Source organism: Paraglaciecola mesophila KMM 241, from assembly GCF_000315015.1.
Taxonomy (GTDB): Bacteria; Pseudomonadota; Gammaproteobacteria; order Enterobacterales; family Alteromonadaceae; genus Paraglaciecola; species Paraglaciecola mesophila.
Map to the genome: position 1 here is coordinate 69058 of NZ_BAEP01000049.1, position 15639 is coordinate 84696.

16 protein-coding genes and 1 pseudogene are annotated in these 15639 nt (G+C 44.9%); 6 read left to right on the top strand and 11 right to left on the bottom strand.

What is annotated here, in order from left to right:
- Positions 1-56 precede the first annotated feature (56 nt).
- On the bottom strand, positions 57-509 hold the full coding sequence (locus GMES_RS11580) for a hypothetical protein (RefSeq protein ID WP_006992881.1): 453 nt from the start codon (positions 507-509) through the stop codon (positions 57-59).
- A 242-nt stretch (positions 510-751) separates the two neighbouring features.
- Between GMES_RS11580 and lpxL the strand changes: the two genes are divergently transcribed.
- Positions 752-1651: an LpxL/LpxP family Kdo(2)-lipid IV(A) lauroyl/palmitoleoyl acyltransferase gene (gene lpxL / locus GMES_RS11585; RefSeq protein WP_083879606.1), complete on the top strand. Its 900-nt coding sequence runs from the start codon at positions 752-754 to the stop codon at positions 1649-1651.
- 533 nt (positions 1652-2184) lie between these two features.
- Here lpxL and GMES_RS11590 read toward each other — a convergent pair.
- Complete coding sequence (locus tag GMES_RS11590) at positions 2185-2691, bottom strand: hypothetical protein (RefSeq protein ID WP_006992884.1); 507 nt, start codon at positions 2689-2691, stop codon at positions 2185-2187.
- 2 nt (positions 2692-2693) lie between these two features.
- The gene (locus GMES_RS11595; protein ID WP_006992885.1) at positions 2694-3722 is read right to left on the bottom strand and encodes a YHYH protein; all 1029 of its coding nucleotides are present in this window, start codon (positions 3720-3722) and stop codon (positions 2694-2696) included.
- Positions 3723-4225: 503 nt separating this feature from the next.
- On the opposite strand from GMES_RS11595, the gene GMES_RS11600 reads away from it, so the two are divergent.
- Entirely contained in the window at positions 4226-5086 is an 861-nt protein-coding gene (locus tag GMES_RS11600) for an EamA family transporter (protein ID WP_006992886.1), read from the top strand.
- A gap of 58 nt (positions 5087-5144) precedes the next feature.
- Here GMES_RS11600 and GMES_RS11605 read toward each other — a convergent pair whose 3' ends face one another.
- The 5 genes from GMES_RS11605 to GMES_RS11625 all read right to left on the bottom strand — a co-directional run bounded on the left by GMES_RS11605 (position 5145) and on the right by GMES_RS11625 (position 10471).
- Positions 5145-5636 carry a DUF6314 family protein gene (locus GMES_RS11605; protein WP_006992887.1) on the bottom strand — a complete coding sequence of 164 codons (492 nt, stop codon included), beginning with the start codon at positions 5634-5636 and terminating at the stop codon, positions 5145-5147.
- A 134-nt stretch (positions 5637-5770) separates the two neighbouring features.
- A complete protein-coding gene (locus GMES_RS11610; protein WP_006992888.1) occupies positions 5771-7717 on the bottom strand; it encodes a TonB-dependent receptor plug domain-containing protein in 1947 nt (648 codons plus the stop codon).
- A 407-nt stretch (positions 7718-8124) separates the two neighbouring features.
- Positions 8125-8502, bottom strand: coding sequence for a hypothetical protein (locus tag GMES_RS11615; protein WP_006992889.1), 378 nt, complete (start codon positions 8500-8502; stop codon positions 8125-8127).
- Entirely contained in the window at positions 8499-9743 is a 1245-nt protein-coding gene (locus GMES_RS11620; protein ID WP_006992890.1) for a class I SAM-dependent methyltransferase, read from the bottom strand. The genes GMES_RS11615 and GMES_RS11620 overlap by 4 nt, the downstream gene beginning before the upstream one ends.
- Entirely contained in the window at positions 9743-10471 is a 729-nt protein-coding gene (locus tag GMES_RS11625; RefSeq protein ID WP_006992891.1) for a hypothetical protein, read from the bottom strand. Before GMES_RS11625 ends, GMES_RS11620 begins: the two co-directional genes overlap by 1 nt.
- A 328-nt stretch (positions 10472-10799) precedes the next feature.
- Here GMES_RS11625 and GMES_RS11630 point away from each other — a divergent pair, with 328 nt between their 5' ends.
- The 3 genes from GMES_RS11630 to GMES_RS11640 are packed head-to-tail and all read left to right on the top strand — an operon-like array spanning position 10800 to position 13414.
- Positions 10800-11459: an isochorismatase family protein gene (locus GMES_RS11630; protein WP_006992892.1), complete on the top strand. Its 660-nt coding sequence runs from the start codon at positions 10800-10802 to the stop codon at positions 11457-11459.
- A gap of 45 nt (positions 11460-11504) precedes the next feature.
- Positions 11505-12488, top strand: coding sequence for a polysaccharide deacetylase family protein (locus GMES_RS11635; protein ID WP_006992893.1), 984 nt, complete (start codon positions 11505-11507; stop codon positions 12486-12488).
- On the top strand, positions 12488-13414 hold the full coding sequence (locus GMES_RS11640) for a polysaccharide deacetylase family protein (RefSeq protein ID WP_006992894.1): 927 nt from the start codon (positions 12488-12490) through the stop codon (positions 13412-13414). Before GMES_RS11635 ends, GMES_RS11640 begins: the two co-directional genes overlap by 1 nt.
- A 93-nt stretch (positions 13415-13507) precedes the next feature.
- Here the strand turns inward: GMES_RS11640 and GMES_RS11645 are convergent, their stop codons facing one another.
- From GMES_RS11645 to GMES_RS11655, 3 genes are all read right to left on the bottom strand, one after another.
- Entirely contained in the window at positions 13508-14035 is a 528-nt protein-coding gene (locus GMES_RS11645; protein WP_006992895.1) for a DUF3750 domain-containing protein, read from the bottom strand.
- A gap of 313 nt (positions 14036-14348) precedes the next feature.
- The gene (locus GMES_RS11650) at positions 14349-14768 is read right to left on the bottom strand and encodes a GFA family protein (RefSeq protein ID WP_006992896.1); all 420 of its coding nucleotides are present in this window, start codon (positions 14766-14768) and stop codon (positions 14349-14351) included.
- A gap of 129 nt (positions 14769-14897) precedes the next feature.
- Positions 14898-15209, bottom strand: a complete 312-nt coding sequence (locus tag GMES_RS11655) for a hypothetical protein (protein WP_033187101.1) — start codon at positions 15207-15209, stop codon at positions 14898-14900.
- Positions 15210-15415: 206 nt separating this feature from the next.
- Here GMES_RS11655 and GMES_RS22825 point away from each other — a divergent pair.
- A pseudogene (locus tag GMES_RS22825) lies at positions 15416-15639 on the top strand (hypothetical protein); the annotation flags it as partial.

A 15639-nucleotide genomic window follows, 5' to 3' on the forward strand; every position in this document is an offset into this window, starting at 1 on the left:
TTACGATTCGATTACTTATCGATAATTGCGAAATCGAGGGGATCACCTGATAACAGCTAAGCGTAAGTATCTACACTTTTGCTAAACGCTGGGTTTATGGCCTTACCCTGCAGTTTTTGTAAGTCAGCCAGCACATCACGGAAGTTTTCCGTCGATTGGCCGGTACTTTCTCGATAGGAAATTCTAATTTGGTAATAGTCTATGAAGTTTATTTTTTCATCTTGCACGGCTTGCATCTGCGCCTTGGTGTTCGATGTGAGATCAATACCATCCGCGGGCAGCACAACGTAACCAAGCGGAACTTCCCCCGCTTTAACCAGTTGATTATATTCTCGGCGTGACATATTGGTGAAATCGTACACGTCGCCAGAGCCTAGTTGGTTTTTGGTTTGCAGTGCTGGGGCGAGTTGCTGCGCTTTATTGCCGCGACTTGGCAATTCACTGCCTGAGATGCTAAGACGTGTATTCTCGCTAAGTGGCGCTAACACCGAGTTTGAATGAACTTGCATTATGAATCCCCCCTCTTCGATCCGAAATTTTTCAGCTTATAACTGGGCCTTAGCAAGGGGTATTCCAATGTATTTGTAATGGTGTTTTCTCACGTGGGTTTGCTTGATGTTTAGATTTGGCATGCAAAAATCAGCAAAAGAAGAAAAATAATCTCTGCTATGTGTGCCTATAAAAACGCATTTTTGTTATATTCCCTAGATTGTGCACTGTAATTTCAATTTTTCGGATGGCGTATTAATTCATGTCAAAATCTCTTCTACATCCAAGACACTGGGCGAGCTGGTTTGCAGTACTTATTCTTAGGATCATTGCCTTACTTCCCTTTAAAGTAAAAATGTTAGCAGGCAGTGCATTTGGCAAAATCGGCTATCGTTTTCTTAAACGGCGCCGCCACATCACCACTACCAATATTGCCCTGTGTTTCCCGGAAAAATCGAAAGCCGAACAAGAACAACTGGTTAAAGATATTTTTGTGGCCAATGGCATTGGCTTTTTTGAAATTGCATGGGCTTGGTGGGCTAAGCCCGAATCGCTGCGCAAGCGTTTTAGCGTACAAGGATTAGAGGTATTACAAGCTGCGACATCCAACAATCAAGGCGTATTGCTGATAGGAGGTCATTATACCCATTTAGATTTAGCGGGAATGATGGTCAACTTGGTGGCGGATATGGACGTGATTTATCGTAAAAATAATGATCCGGTTTTTGAATACGTGATCACCGAAGGCAGAAAACGTGTCTTTAAAAACGTATTTGAACGCTCTGATATGCGCGCCATCATTCGCTCACTGCGCGAAGGTCGCGTAGTCTGGTTCTCACCGGACCAAGATCACGGCATCAAGAACTCTGTATTCGCGCCGTTTTTTGGTATACCTGCCACTACGGTCACCTCAGCCAGTAAATTAATGCGCTTAGGCAAAGCCAAACCGGTCTTCGTTGCCCATAAACGTGACCTTGAAACTAATCAATATAAAATCACCTTTGCTATTCCAGAGGCTGAATTTCCAAGTGGTGATGATGTACAAGACGCCACCATTATCAACCAAATGATTGAAAGCGCTATTCGCGAACAGCCAGATCAATACATGTGGGTTCACCGCCGCTTTAAAACTCGCCCACCAGGGGAACCTTCGGTTTACTAAAAAGCGCTCGATATAACCTAAGAATAAAACGGGCTGAATGTCTTTTCGACCCTAGTCAAAAAAGCACAATGGCTCAAACACCTACTTAGGCAATTTGAACACGGTTGTTCCTACTGAGAATCCCCCGCCTATTAGTACTAGGTTTTGCCATTACTTATATAACAATTCGCTTTATTAAGTGCCCTCTCAGAATGCATGCAGCGGTTTTGGAACAAAACGTCGAAGTGCAGTAATGGTTGTTCCCTTTTAAATACTCAGAGCGCTGTGCAAATGCGGCTGGGGCATTCCTTTCAGGCGTTTTTTAGGAGGCTTACACCGCCATGCACGACTTCGTAAAAGTACAACTACTCATTCAGTCAAACGCCTTGTTTAAGCCCTTTTACATTCTCGCTGAGTGAGCATTTATTAACGCAGAATGGCGTTAATAAAAGAGGGCTAAATTAGTAAACAACAACTCAGCAAACGCTAACGTAGTAAACAGTAAGCTATCTACGCCAACTAGCGAATCATTCGAAATACGCATGTTAACCAACTTACTCAACAAAAAATGTCGCGGTAAAATCGTTAGATTTATTCAGAATGTGCGTCTGTGTCCCTGTTTTCTCCGCAGTCACAATAAGCTTTGTGGCATGTCTATATATGTCTTTCACCGCGCCGTTGGTCAGCGTAATTTTCCGCAGATTCTTAGGCAACGTAACAGAGCGAAACACCACAGACGTTTCATGCCCTAATGTTACCGTGCCCTCACCTAAGGCGATTTGTTTATTTTCCCCAGTCAATAAGAGTGTTTTCTTTATATGCGCGAGCAGTTGCTCGTTAAATTCTTCAGGGGTAGCGTAAGGCGATTTTGAAAAGTGCTGACGGACTTCCTTTCTAAACGCATCTAATGATGAGGTTAGGGTTAAACTCAAGGTATGCTCTGACATTTTACTTAGTCGCAGCACTGAATAATCAACCCCATGTGCATGAACACTGATTGAACAACACATCAGTGCTATAAACACGACAACTTTACTGGTTAGAATACGAATGTTGCCCATGTTTACTCTGCCCATGCGCCGTAGAAACAATCTAGGAATTCATTACTCTCCAGCGACAACACATGATAATGGTAGCCACGTATTTCATCAGAGTGACCGCGGCATTCATCAAGCTCCGCTGCTTCATTTCCCTCGTCATCTAATTTTGCGTAGAGCCCAAAACCATCTAATGCATAGCCAATCATTGCTGAGTGATCATCCGATTGGGCGATGCGCGTTGTCATGCCGGTATCACCATGATAGTGATAGCCTAAACTGTTGTTTACATGGCCGCCCGCATCGTCAACTGGGGCAATTTGATAGCCCGCTAGGATAATGTCTATATCTGCTGGGTGGTCAAAGCGCACGCCGTTAAATGCAAGTCCTCTAACCGAGGGGCCATATTCTACGCCGGCCTGTTCTAGGGTTGGTCCGTCACTTAATGTGACCGGTTCACTTTGTTTCACCGGCGTGATGGGAATGAGGTAGGAAACCTGAGCACTCACCCACTCGGGTAAGCATTGCGCGCACATATTAGTATATTTGTCTTCAATATTCGGATCTGCTCCTTCTGCGCACTCTTGCGCGGTTTCCATTCTACGAACACTGCCGTCGTCTTCATACATTTTGAAACCCGGATCATCGTAATAGGTCGCTAAATTTGCGATAAACGGACCATCAAGATCGTTAATTTCACCTTTATCGAACCATAGGCCGCCGTTCTCTGCGGTGTCATATATAGTTTCAGGGCACCACGGCCCCATGTCATGCTCTGATGCGATATGCTTTGAAGTGATTTCGTAGCATAGGGTGTCACTGCCATCAACTAACGTGCAAGATACTGTGTTTACACTGACATTTTCCCCTGTTAGAAATAGCGTTGCATCCACGTCAGTCACTATCCCTTCATCAGTGACGGGCTCGGTGCTGGTATCATCTTCAACGATAATTTCATCAACAGCACTCTGGTCAACCTGCGTATTATCACTTCCACCACACGCGACTAAACCCAAACTCAATGAAACAAAAGCAGCACTTCTTATTTTACGCATCACAACAATCCTCTTTATTGGCCTAGCCATTTTTTTAATCCATAGGTTCTGAATAAACCTTGCCTAAGGCGGCCGCACCGACAGAAATTGGTAATCACCTTACTAAAGTTAAAGAGCAAACATTGTGGAGAAAATAAGGATATTGCGCGCACTTTTAGCCCCGCGCGGCCTTAGCGCAACGTTAAAAAGCTACGTTAAATAGAGCGACCTTAATTAGCCCAAGGCCAACAAAGAATAAGCGTACTGAGCCAAGAACTAGGGCAGCGTGTATTTTGCGTACACGTTAATACGCTTCTGACCCCAGGGTCACTGACTAATAACGCCAGAGGCTTAGCGCAATAATGGCAAAGGTAAAATGCACTGGGGGCACCTGTATGCTAGCGCTGTGCTAGTAGGCCACAGCTAACAACTGATTTTTCATCCCCTAAACAAAACGCCAACCTTGATTAAATAAGTACGATGCAATACTTTAGCGCGCACATAATTTTGCAAATGAGTTACCCGTGTTTTATTTAGTCGCCGTCACCATTTTATGGGCATTTTCGTTTTCACTGATCGGTGAATATTTAGCAGGCTCAGTAGATAGCTACTTTTCTGTTCTTACTCGGGTTTTGCTGGCATCTTTGGTGTTCTTACCCTTTTTGAAGTTTTCACTACTCAGCGCCAAGCAAAAACTGACTTTGGCCTTTTTGGGCGCGTTGCAGCTGGGTATGATGTATATTTTTTTCTACCATTCGTTTCTTTATTTGTCGGTACCGGAAGTCCTGCTGTTTACTATTTTGACCCCGCTTTATGTGGCTATGCTCAACGATGCGCTATTTAAACGGTTCACTCCTTTTCATCTGTTGTGTGCGCTAATTGCCATCTTTGGCGCAGCAATCATTCGGTTTGACGGCATTAGCGAGAATTTCTGGACAGGCTTTGTGATTGTGCAAGGTGCTAACCTTTGCTTTGCGCTTGGTCAAGTGGGCTATCGAAAACTGGCCACCACTTTCCAACCAGGACTGGCTAAACACACGATATTCGCCTGGTTCTACCTTGGGGCATTGGCTGTCGCTTTACCTGCCTTTTTTATATTCGGCGATACAAATCGGTTACCGCAAACAACAAGCCAATGGGGAGTACTGTTGTGGCTGGGCATAGTGGCCTCTGGACTGGGTTATTATTTTTGGAATCAAGGAGCGCTTAAGGTTTCAGCGGGCACGTTGGCCATAATGAATAATGCACTCATCCCCGCAGGTCTTGTTGTGAACCTACTGTTGTGGCAAAGAGACACCGATTTTAGTCGCCTTGCACTGGGCGGTTTTATTATTGCTATTGCACTGTGGTTATCACAAAAACGCAGTAAAACAACCGCGGGGTAAGTTAGCTCCTAAACTCTCTTTATCTCAATAATATATTTTCAATTGGGCACAAAGTAGATTATGCACGTTTATAAAGGCTTGTCATTTTATAGTCTTTTCGTGGGCCTTTTACCTGCCACGTGGACTCCCAGCGCGGACCATCTTCCAACGCATAACTCACCACGTAAAGATCATCACCGCACAGGTGCTTGGCATAAGGTTCAGCAGCACTGAAGGTATGAAAATATCGGTTATCATCGAATAACACCTCAATTTTACCGCCTGCTTGCTGTCGCCACACATAGGTGCGTTCAGCCTGAAGCGTTCGCCCATCTGGCGCAGTGACCACCCCAGATTCGTGATAATGCAAATCAGACTCAGCCCAACTAAAGTCAGCCTGCCCTTCGAACACAAATACTTCACCACTACTTTGTAGAATTTGCCTGTTTAGTTGCCACGCTCCTACAAAGTAAGCGAGGTTAGAAGGCGAACCGCTTGGTGAAGTCTCTGCAGTTTGATGTGCGTTAGATGCTTGAGCCGCTTGAGCGACGACGTTGTTTTTAGTGACCAAAACCAGTGCTCAACAGTTGTTTGTTTATTAAACTAGTATTTATTAAAGCAGTTCTTATAAAATCAGAACTCATTCAAACAATGCTCCCAAATTCACTGAGACAATCAAAAGGCGGCGAACGTAACGCGATCTTGTTACCAAAAGTAGGTAGCTGTAACAGATAATTGATCAGAGCGCCCTAGCGTGCCGGGAATTTCTTCAAAAGATTCATCCCACAGGTTATCAACCGCCAGCATCACGTTGAAGCCTTCGAGCTGCGGCGGCGAATAGGTCAGTGATATATGGGTGAAAAAAGCCGTGTCGTCGCCATTTCTCAACAGGTTATCTTCTTGTTTGCGCCATTCATTGTCTACTTTTAGCTCAAACGCTTCCGCAGGATACCAGATCACACCCAGGGTGAAACGATGGGGGGGATAGTTCAACGCATAGAAGCTCGCGTCGATATTTTCTTCTCGATAGTCTTCAGATTTATCAAGGTAGGTATAGCTTGTAACTAAATCTGCGCTTTCTAAGCGCGCAACTGCCATCAGTTCCAAACCTATGGTTTCGATATCAACTGGGTTGGCCACCCGCGCGGATGTTGAGTCAAAGTTGTAAGTCCAATCAGTGAGTTCGTTGTCCCAGCGGTAGAACACAGCAGAATCTACGCGCCACGTTGCTTCATCTAACGACATGCCCAACTCTAAATTTTTGCTGGTTTCACGCTCAAGTGTGTCATTGCTTCTGAACAACCCGCTGGACGTACTGCCACCAATGGCGGTATACCCTGCGACTTGTGTGGCTTCAGAATAGGAAAAATTCACCGTGCGCGTAGATTTGTCTGCATTCAGTTTATGCCAAACGATATCGCTTATCACTGAAACCTGGGAATCATCGCGATTGGTGTCATCATATGCCGCCCCAACACGAAACGTTAAGTGTTCGTTGTCTTGCAAGGCTACTGCATACTCTGGCACTACACTGAACTTGTAGTAATCCCGCGAGGTGAAATTGTTCTCAAGGGTGGTAGATTCAATCTCATCCGCGGTCAACTGTGCTGCATAGTTCACCACCAGTTTTGAATCCGTCATATGACGACCCGATACCGCCACTGACTTTACCTTGGTTTCGTGAAACGCTTGAAAGGCCCCTGGGTTTTCCCGTGAAAATACATAGTGGTCATTTTGCTGACGGTAATAAGCTGACACTTCAAAGGTGCTTTCTTGAGCATATTGCTGCTGGTGATTGAATATCAATAAACGGGTTTCTAAATCTTCTGTTTCATTCACATTGAAAGGGGTATACAGGTTAGGCCAGCCAAAAAACTTTTGTTGATAACCGAAAAATAGATCCGTTTGCGAAGTATCACTTATTAGTTGTACCCGCCCAGATGCTCGCTCAAAACTGTGATCACCCTTGTCTATGGTGCCATCGCTTTCAGAGCGCGAATATTCACCTTCAACGCCAGCTTTCCACTTTGAGGAATCATCCACCGACCAAGAAATGGCGTTGTGTACCCTTTGCATATTAAAATTATTGTTACCAGCCCCTAATGAAACACTGCCAGCAGTTTGAATAGGCCGCCATTTATAGGCAACAGAACCCACTGAACTATTTGCGCCGTAAAGTGAATTATCGACACCGGTTAAAATAGCCGGTGCCGTTAGCATTTCTGGAGCAATAGGAATCTCAGCCACATAATGGCCAGTTTGTGGGTCGATAAGAGTGGCGCTGCCCACGCTAAAGCCTGTGTTTTCGAAGATACCGCCGCGGATTGTCACATCTGCCTGTGCTTCAGCCATATTTCTGGATTGAAGGTCGACTCTAGGGTCATATTCTAAATTAGAGATGGGTGAGTTAAAGGTGCCGACCGGTGATTCATTCGCTGTAGCTGCGCCTTCAATCGTAATTTGTTCAACGCTTTCCCTAGCCGCTTTATCAGTCTTATTTTCGCGGTCTGCTTCAGCGCCTTCGTAAGGGCTTTTTTCGATGTTCTGTCCGGCGTTCTTGACAACATACTGACCAACAATAGCGGCACTGTATGAAGATATTGAGAAAGTAGAGGCGATGCACATAGCGGACATCATTAGAGCACGATTCATCGTTTATCCTTGTTGCGCATTTTGTTATGTATTCTTTTAACGCACATTTCTATTTGTGTTTTAAGGTGTGTTTTACTAAGCGCTTTATTTGACGCTTCTCTCACGTCTAACGCGCATTCTAAAAGTGCCTCCACGGGCTAGGCTAAGCGTTTGGCTGAAACCGACCGATATAAGGTTACTTTTCATGAATAGGCAGAAGTGGCAAGCCCAGTATTAAACGGGCGAGGATTGTATATGATTGAGTGATACCTAGGAAGGTGGGATATAGAAAGAATGCGCTCACAAGCATGTCCTTTAGCCTGCGAGCAATATTGTTATTAAGGCAAAAATGACTAACAGCAAAACCCCTGAGGAGTACCTGTGATGGCTCATCACAGCGTAATTGTGCCTCTAGGCGTATTTCACCATCACCATTTGGTGAGCTCGTCTTGCACCGTTTGCATATCAGGGTCGTCACGCTCTAGCTCTTCTTTATCTTGCTGCATAATTCGCAAAACGCGCGCTAAATAGGCTTGGGTTTCAAGACTGCGTTTCGCGACTTCTTCTTTACTTGGCTGATACTGATCGAGCTCGCCTTTTTCAATCATTCCTTTGTCCACCAACATGCATTCAAGAGACGATAAGCGCTCTTTAGTCACTGACAGCTCCATGGCCAGCGTCATGGCCACTGATAGGGCTTGCTCAGTTTGCTTATCGACTAAAAAGTAAGGGCGCTGACCTTTGGCTTTACTGCCTGCTAAATTCGTTTTTTCGCTTTCTGTCAGGTCTTTTTTAATCTCGCTCATGCTGCATTCTCACTTGTATTTGTGACTTTTTTTGCGTTACTTTTTACATGCTGTCCTTTCCATAACCCAAGGGCATTCCAAACAGGTGAGCGACCGTAATCTTCACCGTCTGTTTTTGGCTTACCAAATATCTTTTCGTCTACTTTGGATACCACGCCTACATCAAATAAATCGTTAGGGTCGAAGCCGCATTCAGCGAAGACTTTAGGTAAATCAAGCTCATGCATCGGCCCCCAATAGGGTTCATTATTAAAGTACGTATCCCAGTCGCGAATAAATTGCTGGTACACGTCCATGCCTGTGTACTGGGGTTGTTCAAGGTGTAAGTTCAAGCCGCCATCGGCTAGCAGGCGGTTAATGTTCTTGAGTATTTTGGGTAAAGACTGATGAGACAGTTCATGTAAAAACATCGAAGTGGTAATTAAATCGAATGAGCCGTCATCATATTGGCTGAGATCTTCAGCGTTGGCTTGTACAAATTGAATGTTATTTAACCCTAGCGATTTGGCGCGTGCATGGGCATAGCGTAAACTTGGGCGCGCCACATCAACTGCAATCACTTGTGCATCTGGGAAATGTTCTGCCAATGGCAACGCATTGTGACCCACAGTACAGCCAATATCCAAAATACGCTTAGGGGCAAAATCTGGGTGCTGGGTTTTAAGCCAGTTAGCAATGCCCTGCCCGCCGCCGTCACTTAACGCGCCTAATAGACCGGCCGTGGTCACGAACAATCCTAAATCATAACTTGCAGCTACGGTAACATCGTTCTCGAAGTATTCTTGGTAGTAGCAGCCAGGCTGACAATGTATATCCACAGAGCCCACATTGGGCGGAATACTCACGCTGGTATCTAGCTGGATATTGGCATCATTTTCACAGGCCTTATTTACCTTTGCCACTATGCCTTCAATTTGCCCAAGCACTTGAGCGCGTGCAGCTTGGTGGCGCATTTCCATGGTGTTACGGCGCAGGGCACTCCACATTTGAAAGTAGCCGTTGTTCAGCATATGTTTGCGAACGTCATGGCGTGACGTTGGCTCTTTGCCTGTTTGCGCGATAATGGCGGGCTTAACCTGTTTATCAAAAGCGGTTTTGACTCCGGGCAATATTTGGCTGCTTAAATGCACGTTCAGATGCGTCAGAAAATTCAGCCGAGCCACTTCATCGTGACTCGCTACCGGAAATACATCGTGCTTGGTGAGCACGTCCCACGAAGGTAACGCATTGCTGTTACTCATTATTCGCCTCCAATAATTTGATAATCGGTTAATTCATAATGGGTTTGCATGTAGCCCTCTACACCGGCTTTAAGCAACAAATAGTCGTCGTCAGCACTTACCCACAAGTCATAGGGAGGATGCTCTTCAGGTAAATTACCTGCGGTATCTACCACTTGGAAGTGCCGAGCGATGAATTTACCCGCTTGAACCACAATGTTTTCTTCGCCTACGTAGCGAATACCTAGGCCATTCATTTTGAATAATAAAGGCCCTGTCGCGCCGCGATGATCAGGTGAGGTCAGCATAATATCTGGGAAAAAGGTCTTACCTGGCCCTTGTGATAAATCGTATAGCTTCATCAAAATACCGTCCCCAACTATGGGATGCGATTGCAACCATTTTACGCCCTGTTCAAGCTCAATCCGCTGGCTGATGCGCCCGTCTCTTTGGTTATGGGTTTCACATTCAGCGTACGTATCGGTAAAACGGATCCAGCCGCTGCCTTCGTACTTATCCCCCACAGACAATCTAACGCTGCAGTCTATTGGGCTACAGTCTTGACGCATAGACTGCACAACATCGCGCACCACATTAGGCTCGTCGTCTATTTCGCAGTGAGCATGCATGACTTGTATACCATCAGATTGAGTCGTGATGCTAAAAAACTCACGTCCTCTTTCTTGACCGAATTTTTCTGGTTTTCTGCTGGTGTACTGGATCGTACCGCGAATTGTTCTGTGCTTCATGTATGGGCCTGCCTTTATCTGTGTAAGGTACGTTGTAGAGTAAGAGGTACGGTTTAACGCTACCCTGTTAAGTTACCCTGTAAAAAGTACCTGAATAAAACTGTTGCTTATTTAGTATCACTTAAATCAACTGAGTGAATTGGTCGATGTCAATTTGGTTAGCAATTATATTTGCATGGAGTGCCAAAACTGAGTTATAAATATAATTGTTATATCAATAGCACATTAACTATAAAATGCACCAAAATTTAACGCAATTCAAGGTTAAATTGTTGTCAATATCAGCCATAAAACCTATGACAATTATCAAAGATTTGAAGGTAACCCAATGCAAACGACCACTAAGACCGCAAAAGAGATTTATAACGACGTAAAAAACAACCCAGCGCGTAAACGTTTTGGCTTTGGTAATAAAGCGGTGTTGGTCAACATCGATCCGCAAAAGGCCTATACCTGCACAGATGAATTTGCCACTGCGTACGAGACCGACCCGCGGCAAATGGAATACATCAATGAGATGTCGAAAACCTTTCGCGCCAAAGGCTGGCCAGTTGTGTGGACCCATGTTGCTTACATGGAAGGTGCTGAAGATGCCGGCATTTGGGGCACGCGCACGGACACCCCGGATTCACTACAAAACATTAAGTTTGATTCGAGGCGCAGTGAGTTTGATGATCGCCTCGAAATCGATTACGTCAAAGATGTGGTTTATCTTAAAAAGATGCCCTCAGCCTTTTTTGAAACCCAGTTGCAGTCATTGCTGGTATGGCACCAAGTGGACACGGTCATTTTAACCGGCGGCTCTACCTCAGGCTGCATTCGCGCCACAGCCGTCGATTCTTTATCTCGTGGCTATCGCACCATAGTGCCAGAGGAATGCGTGGCGGATAAACATGAGAGTTATCACTATGCGAATTTAACAGACTTGTCTCTTAAATACGCCGACGTACTCACCTTAGATGAAGTGAATCAGTGGCTCGCTAAGTAATAAAACTTTAAGCGGCAGACGACAGGACAAAATAGGCAGACAGATATGAAAAGCGATCCCGGATTTTACGATTATTGGCCTTACGAAAATCGCCCTAAAATTCGTTGGCCAGGGGATAAAAAAATGGCTTTTTGGGTGGCACCGAATATTGAATTTTACGAGCTAAACCCGCCCGCTAACCCATCTCGCAAAGCGTGGCCGCAACCCTACCCAGCAACACAAGGCTACAGTATCCGTGATTACGGGAATCGCGTGGGCCATCAGCGCCAAATGGATTTACTGGATAAATACGGCATTCGCGGCTCAATTTCGTTATCAACTGCGCTGTGCGACCATCACCCTGAAATTATTCAAATGTGCAAAGAGCGGAATTGGGAGTTTTTCAGCCACGGTATTTACAATACTCGCTACACCTACGGCATGTCAGAGCAGCAAGAGCGCGACATGATCAAAGACTCCATGGAAACGATATACAGGCACACAGGGCAAAAATGTGCGGGTTATTTGGCACCGGCTCTGTCCCATTCAGAGCTCACCTTAGATTTTTTCGCCGAAGTAGGCACTGAGTTGTTTGGCAATGAGGGCGGCATTTATACCTGTGATTTGTTCCATGACGATCAGCCCACGCCTATTCACACACGCAGTAATAAACCGTTTGTGTCTATTCCCTATTCATTGGAAATGAACGACACCATTGCCTTTGTGGTGAACAAAATTGAGCCCAGACGTTATGGCCAGATGCTCAAGAAAAACTTTGACCGACTTTATGCCGAAGCGAATGAATCAGGCACCATTATGTGTATTCCTACGCATAATTATCAGGTGTCTTGCCCACATCGGATGAAGGCATTTGAAGAAGCGCTTGATTACATCACCAGTCACGATGATGTGTGGGTGACCACAGGCAAAGAGATTGCTGATTACTACCTTGAGCATTACTACGAGCACGCTAAAACAGACATTGCGCAAAAGAATGCGGCTTTCAACGCTGCTGCCCTGAATGCTGCTTTCAATAAAGGAGCGAAATAATGGCGCTAGATAAATCATACCTAGAATACGCTCATCGCAGTCATGGCATGGATCACGACCGTTACGATTGGTCGATGCTCACTGACAGACCCAACGTCACTTGGCCTGGGGGCAAAAAGCTCGCACTGTGGGTGAATGTACCTTTGCAGTTTTTCCCGCTGGATCAAAAAGGAGAGCCGTTTAAAATTCAAGGCGGCATGACCATGCCCTACCCCGATCTGCGTCATTTTAGTTTGCGTGACTACGGAAATCGCGTGGGTATCTTCCGCTTTTTAAAAGCGTTTGATAAATACGGTGTCACCCCTACCTTTGCTATGAACACCGAGCTAGCCAAGCGCAATCCGTATTTACTCAACACCGTTAAAGAGCGCGGCAATGAAGTGATGTGCCACGGCATGCACATGGATGCCCTGCATTTCGGCGGCCAAGACAAACAACTAGAAACCCAGTTAGTACAAGATTCGGTAAATCAATTACGCGAATTAACAGAACAAGACATTACAGGCTGGTTAAGCCCTGGGCGCAATGAAAGTGAGAACACCCCTGAGCTGTTGGCCGCTAATGGCATTAAGTATTTTTGCGACTGGGTAAACGATGACATGCCCTACACCTTTAAGACGCAGCAAGGTCATTTATGGGCCATGCCGTTATCCAATGAATTGGACGACGCATTTATCATGCTCAATAACTTGCACAGTGAAGATGCCTACGCAGAGCAAATGATCGATGCCTGTGACTTTTTAATAAAAGAAGCAAAAGAGAGTGGCGGTCGAATTCTGAGCTTAAATATTCACCCGTGGATGCTAGGACAACCACACCGCATTGGCGCCCTTGAGCGCGTGCTTGAATACGTGATGAGTCAAGATGTTTACAGCGCCAGTGCCAGTGATATTCTGAGTGCCTTCAAGTCACAAGTCATGCCTTAATATTCTAAATAACCAACCTGCTGAGCATTTTTATTTGGCGGGTTGTGTTCACCCCGCAACGCAAAAAATTGCTGCTCATTAATGCTTGACCTGCTAATCCGCGTAACCACTGCCTATCGCCCGAAACGGCATTTCTAGTTCCAATTCAGGTACTTGCAAACCCACCCAGGCTGGAAAAGTGTTACTGTTTGGTCCTGGGAATAAAGTGTACTCGTTCGCCCAAGGGTATCTATTAACAGCATCAGTTATTTTAGGGATAAGCTCAGCGGCCTTCTCCCCCTGAATAGATAAAACCGCTTCCGGTTTCGCTCCATACCAAAAACGGTCTGGTGTAGATGTTTGGTATTCGCGCAATGCAGGTAAGCCATCATTAACTCGCCAGCCAACCACTTCATACACAGTGTATTCAGGCTCGTTTTCTTGCTTAACCGCCAACCACGTATGCACCGCAAACCAACCACGCCAACTAAAGGCATCTGCGGCATAAACCTCAATGGATGCTTGCGTCTCTATTACCGGGTCAAGGGCAAGACCTGCAGGCTCACGTGATGCCGTGCGCCAATCTCTGTTTGTACAGGCTGCCAACAGGCTGACTAATACAATCAACACCAATACTTTCATTATTCCCTCGTTAAATATTTTGTTTTTACTACCTAGAGCTCAGGTTATTCATTCACCATTTAACTGACAATAAAGCAAAATTGCATCGGCGAAGCAAGAAGACACTTGTTACCAATTTCGTCATAGCCCAGTGATACAGGGACTTTGAATTGCAAAGTTTACTTAATATCGAAATACATCAACTGCACTAGAGAAGTGTATCGAGGTGTTGGCTCATGCAGGCTTTGGGGCTTTGCCGTGGGCCAGCGAAATAAGTGGCGCAAGATCGTGGCTCAAAAATGAGCAGTTGACGCCATAGTCTCTTGTTATGTGTTTAGCTCTTAGCTTGTTCTGGAAGCTTTTCGTAGCTAGGTACATCGAACAATTTCATAGACCATTTAGCGCTACTACCTACAAAAATTTTAGCAGTAGGCGGAATTGGAACTGGACTATCAAGGCTGCCAGCCGGAACCACTACACTGTTAATACTTTCTGCAAACGTTGGGATTGCAGACCCGCATTTTGAACAAAAGCTTTTTGCATGAAATGAATTTAGATGCTTATACGTTCTGACATCACTTTCACCGTTTACCCAGATTAAGGTGCCAGCTTTAGCAAACAAATTTGCACCATGAGCCGAGCCTGTACCCTTTTGACAACGAGTACAATGACATAAAAAGAAAGACTGGAACTCACCTAAAAGCTCGTACTTCACACTACCACAAAGGCATGAACCTCGATATTTATTCGCCATAAAAGCCTCCTTACTTTCGATTACATATCACCAAAATAAGCGGTAGCTCAGCGCTTTTCTGAGATATCCGTCTTCATTTTTATTGTTATGCGACATGATTATTAACGCACCTAAAGAGCTATTTTACGATTATGGAGTTTTGTATTGGTCACAGACCTCTAACTGCTCACGGTTATCCAACATGACGGCTAGTATTTCTGATTGAAAAGCTTTTCTATCACTAACTATTTTTTGCTTTACTTCCGGCGGTGTAACCTCATCCAACTTATCAACGAAACAATTGCAGTACTCTTTTTGTCCCGCATTCCTACTAGCACAAGTCATATTGTTCGTTAATCTGAAAATCTGTTTTGCTTCTCTGCTAGCCGTCGGTTCATTTGTGGTCGACTTACAGCCAACAATCGCAAACGCTAGCACTATTATAAATCCTATTTTCTTCATATATATTCCTATTGACCTTTGACTTCACCGTAGCGCATGACAAAGTAAAACAAAGTAAAACAAAGTAAAACAAAGTAAAACAAAGTAAAACAAAGTAAAGACACCCACAAAGTGAAGACAAAGTAAAGACACCCATGTTAAAAATGGTCAATTTTCAGGGCTGGACTACACTTGATTTGTCTTTCATTCTGTCGGGTAGACGGATTATGCCTCAACCTCGAAAAAGCCAAATTAGTTTAATCGATACGCCCTATTTTATTCACAACATCCATGTCGTTCACTTCTTCGAAGCCAGCTAAAGCTGTTCAAATTTTATTCCCGATAAATTTGTCATTGTGTTTCCCGCTGCGTGCGTCAATCATATTTATGTGGCACTGACAAGCACTCTGGCCAGAGCTACGAGCATCGCCGAGGCTGGGTAGAAGAGCGC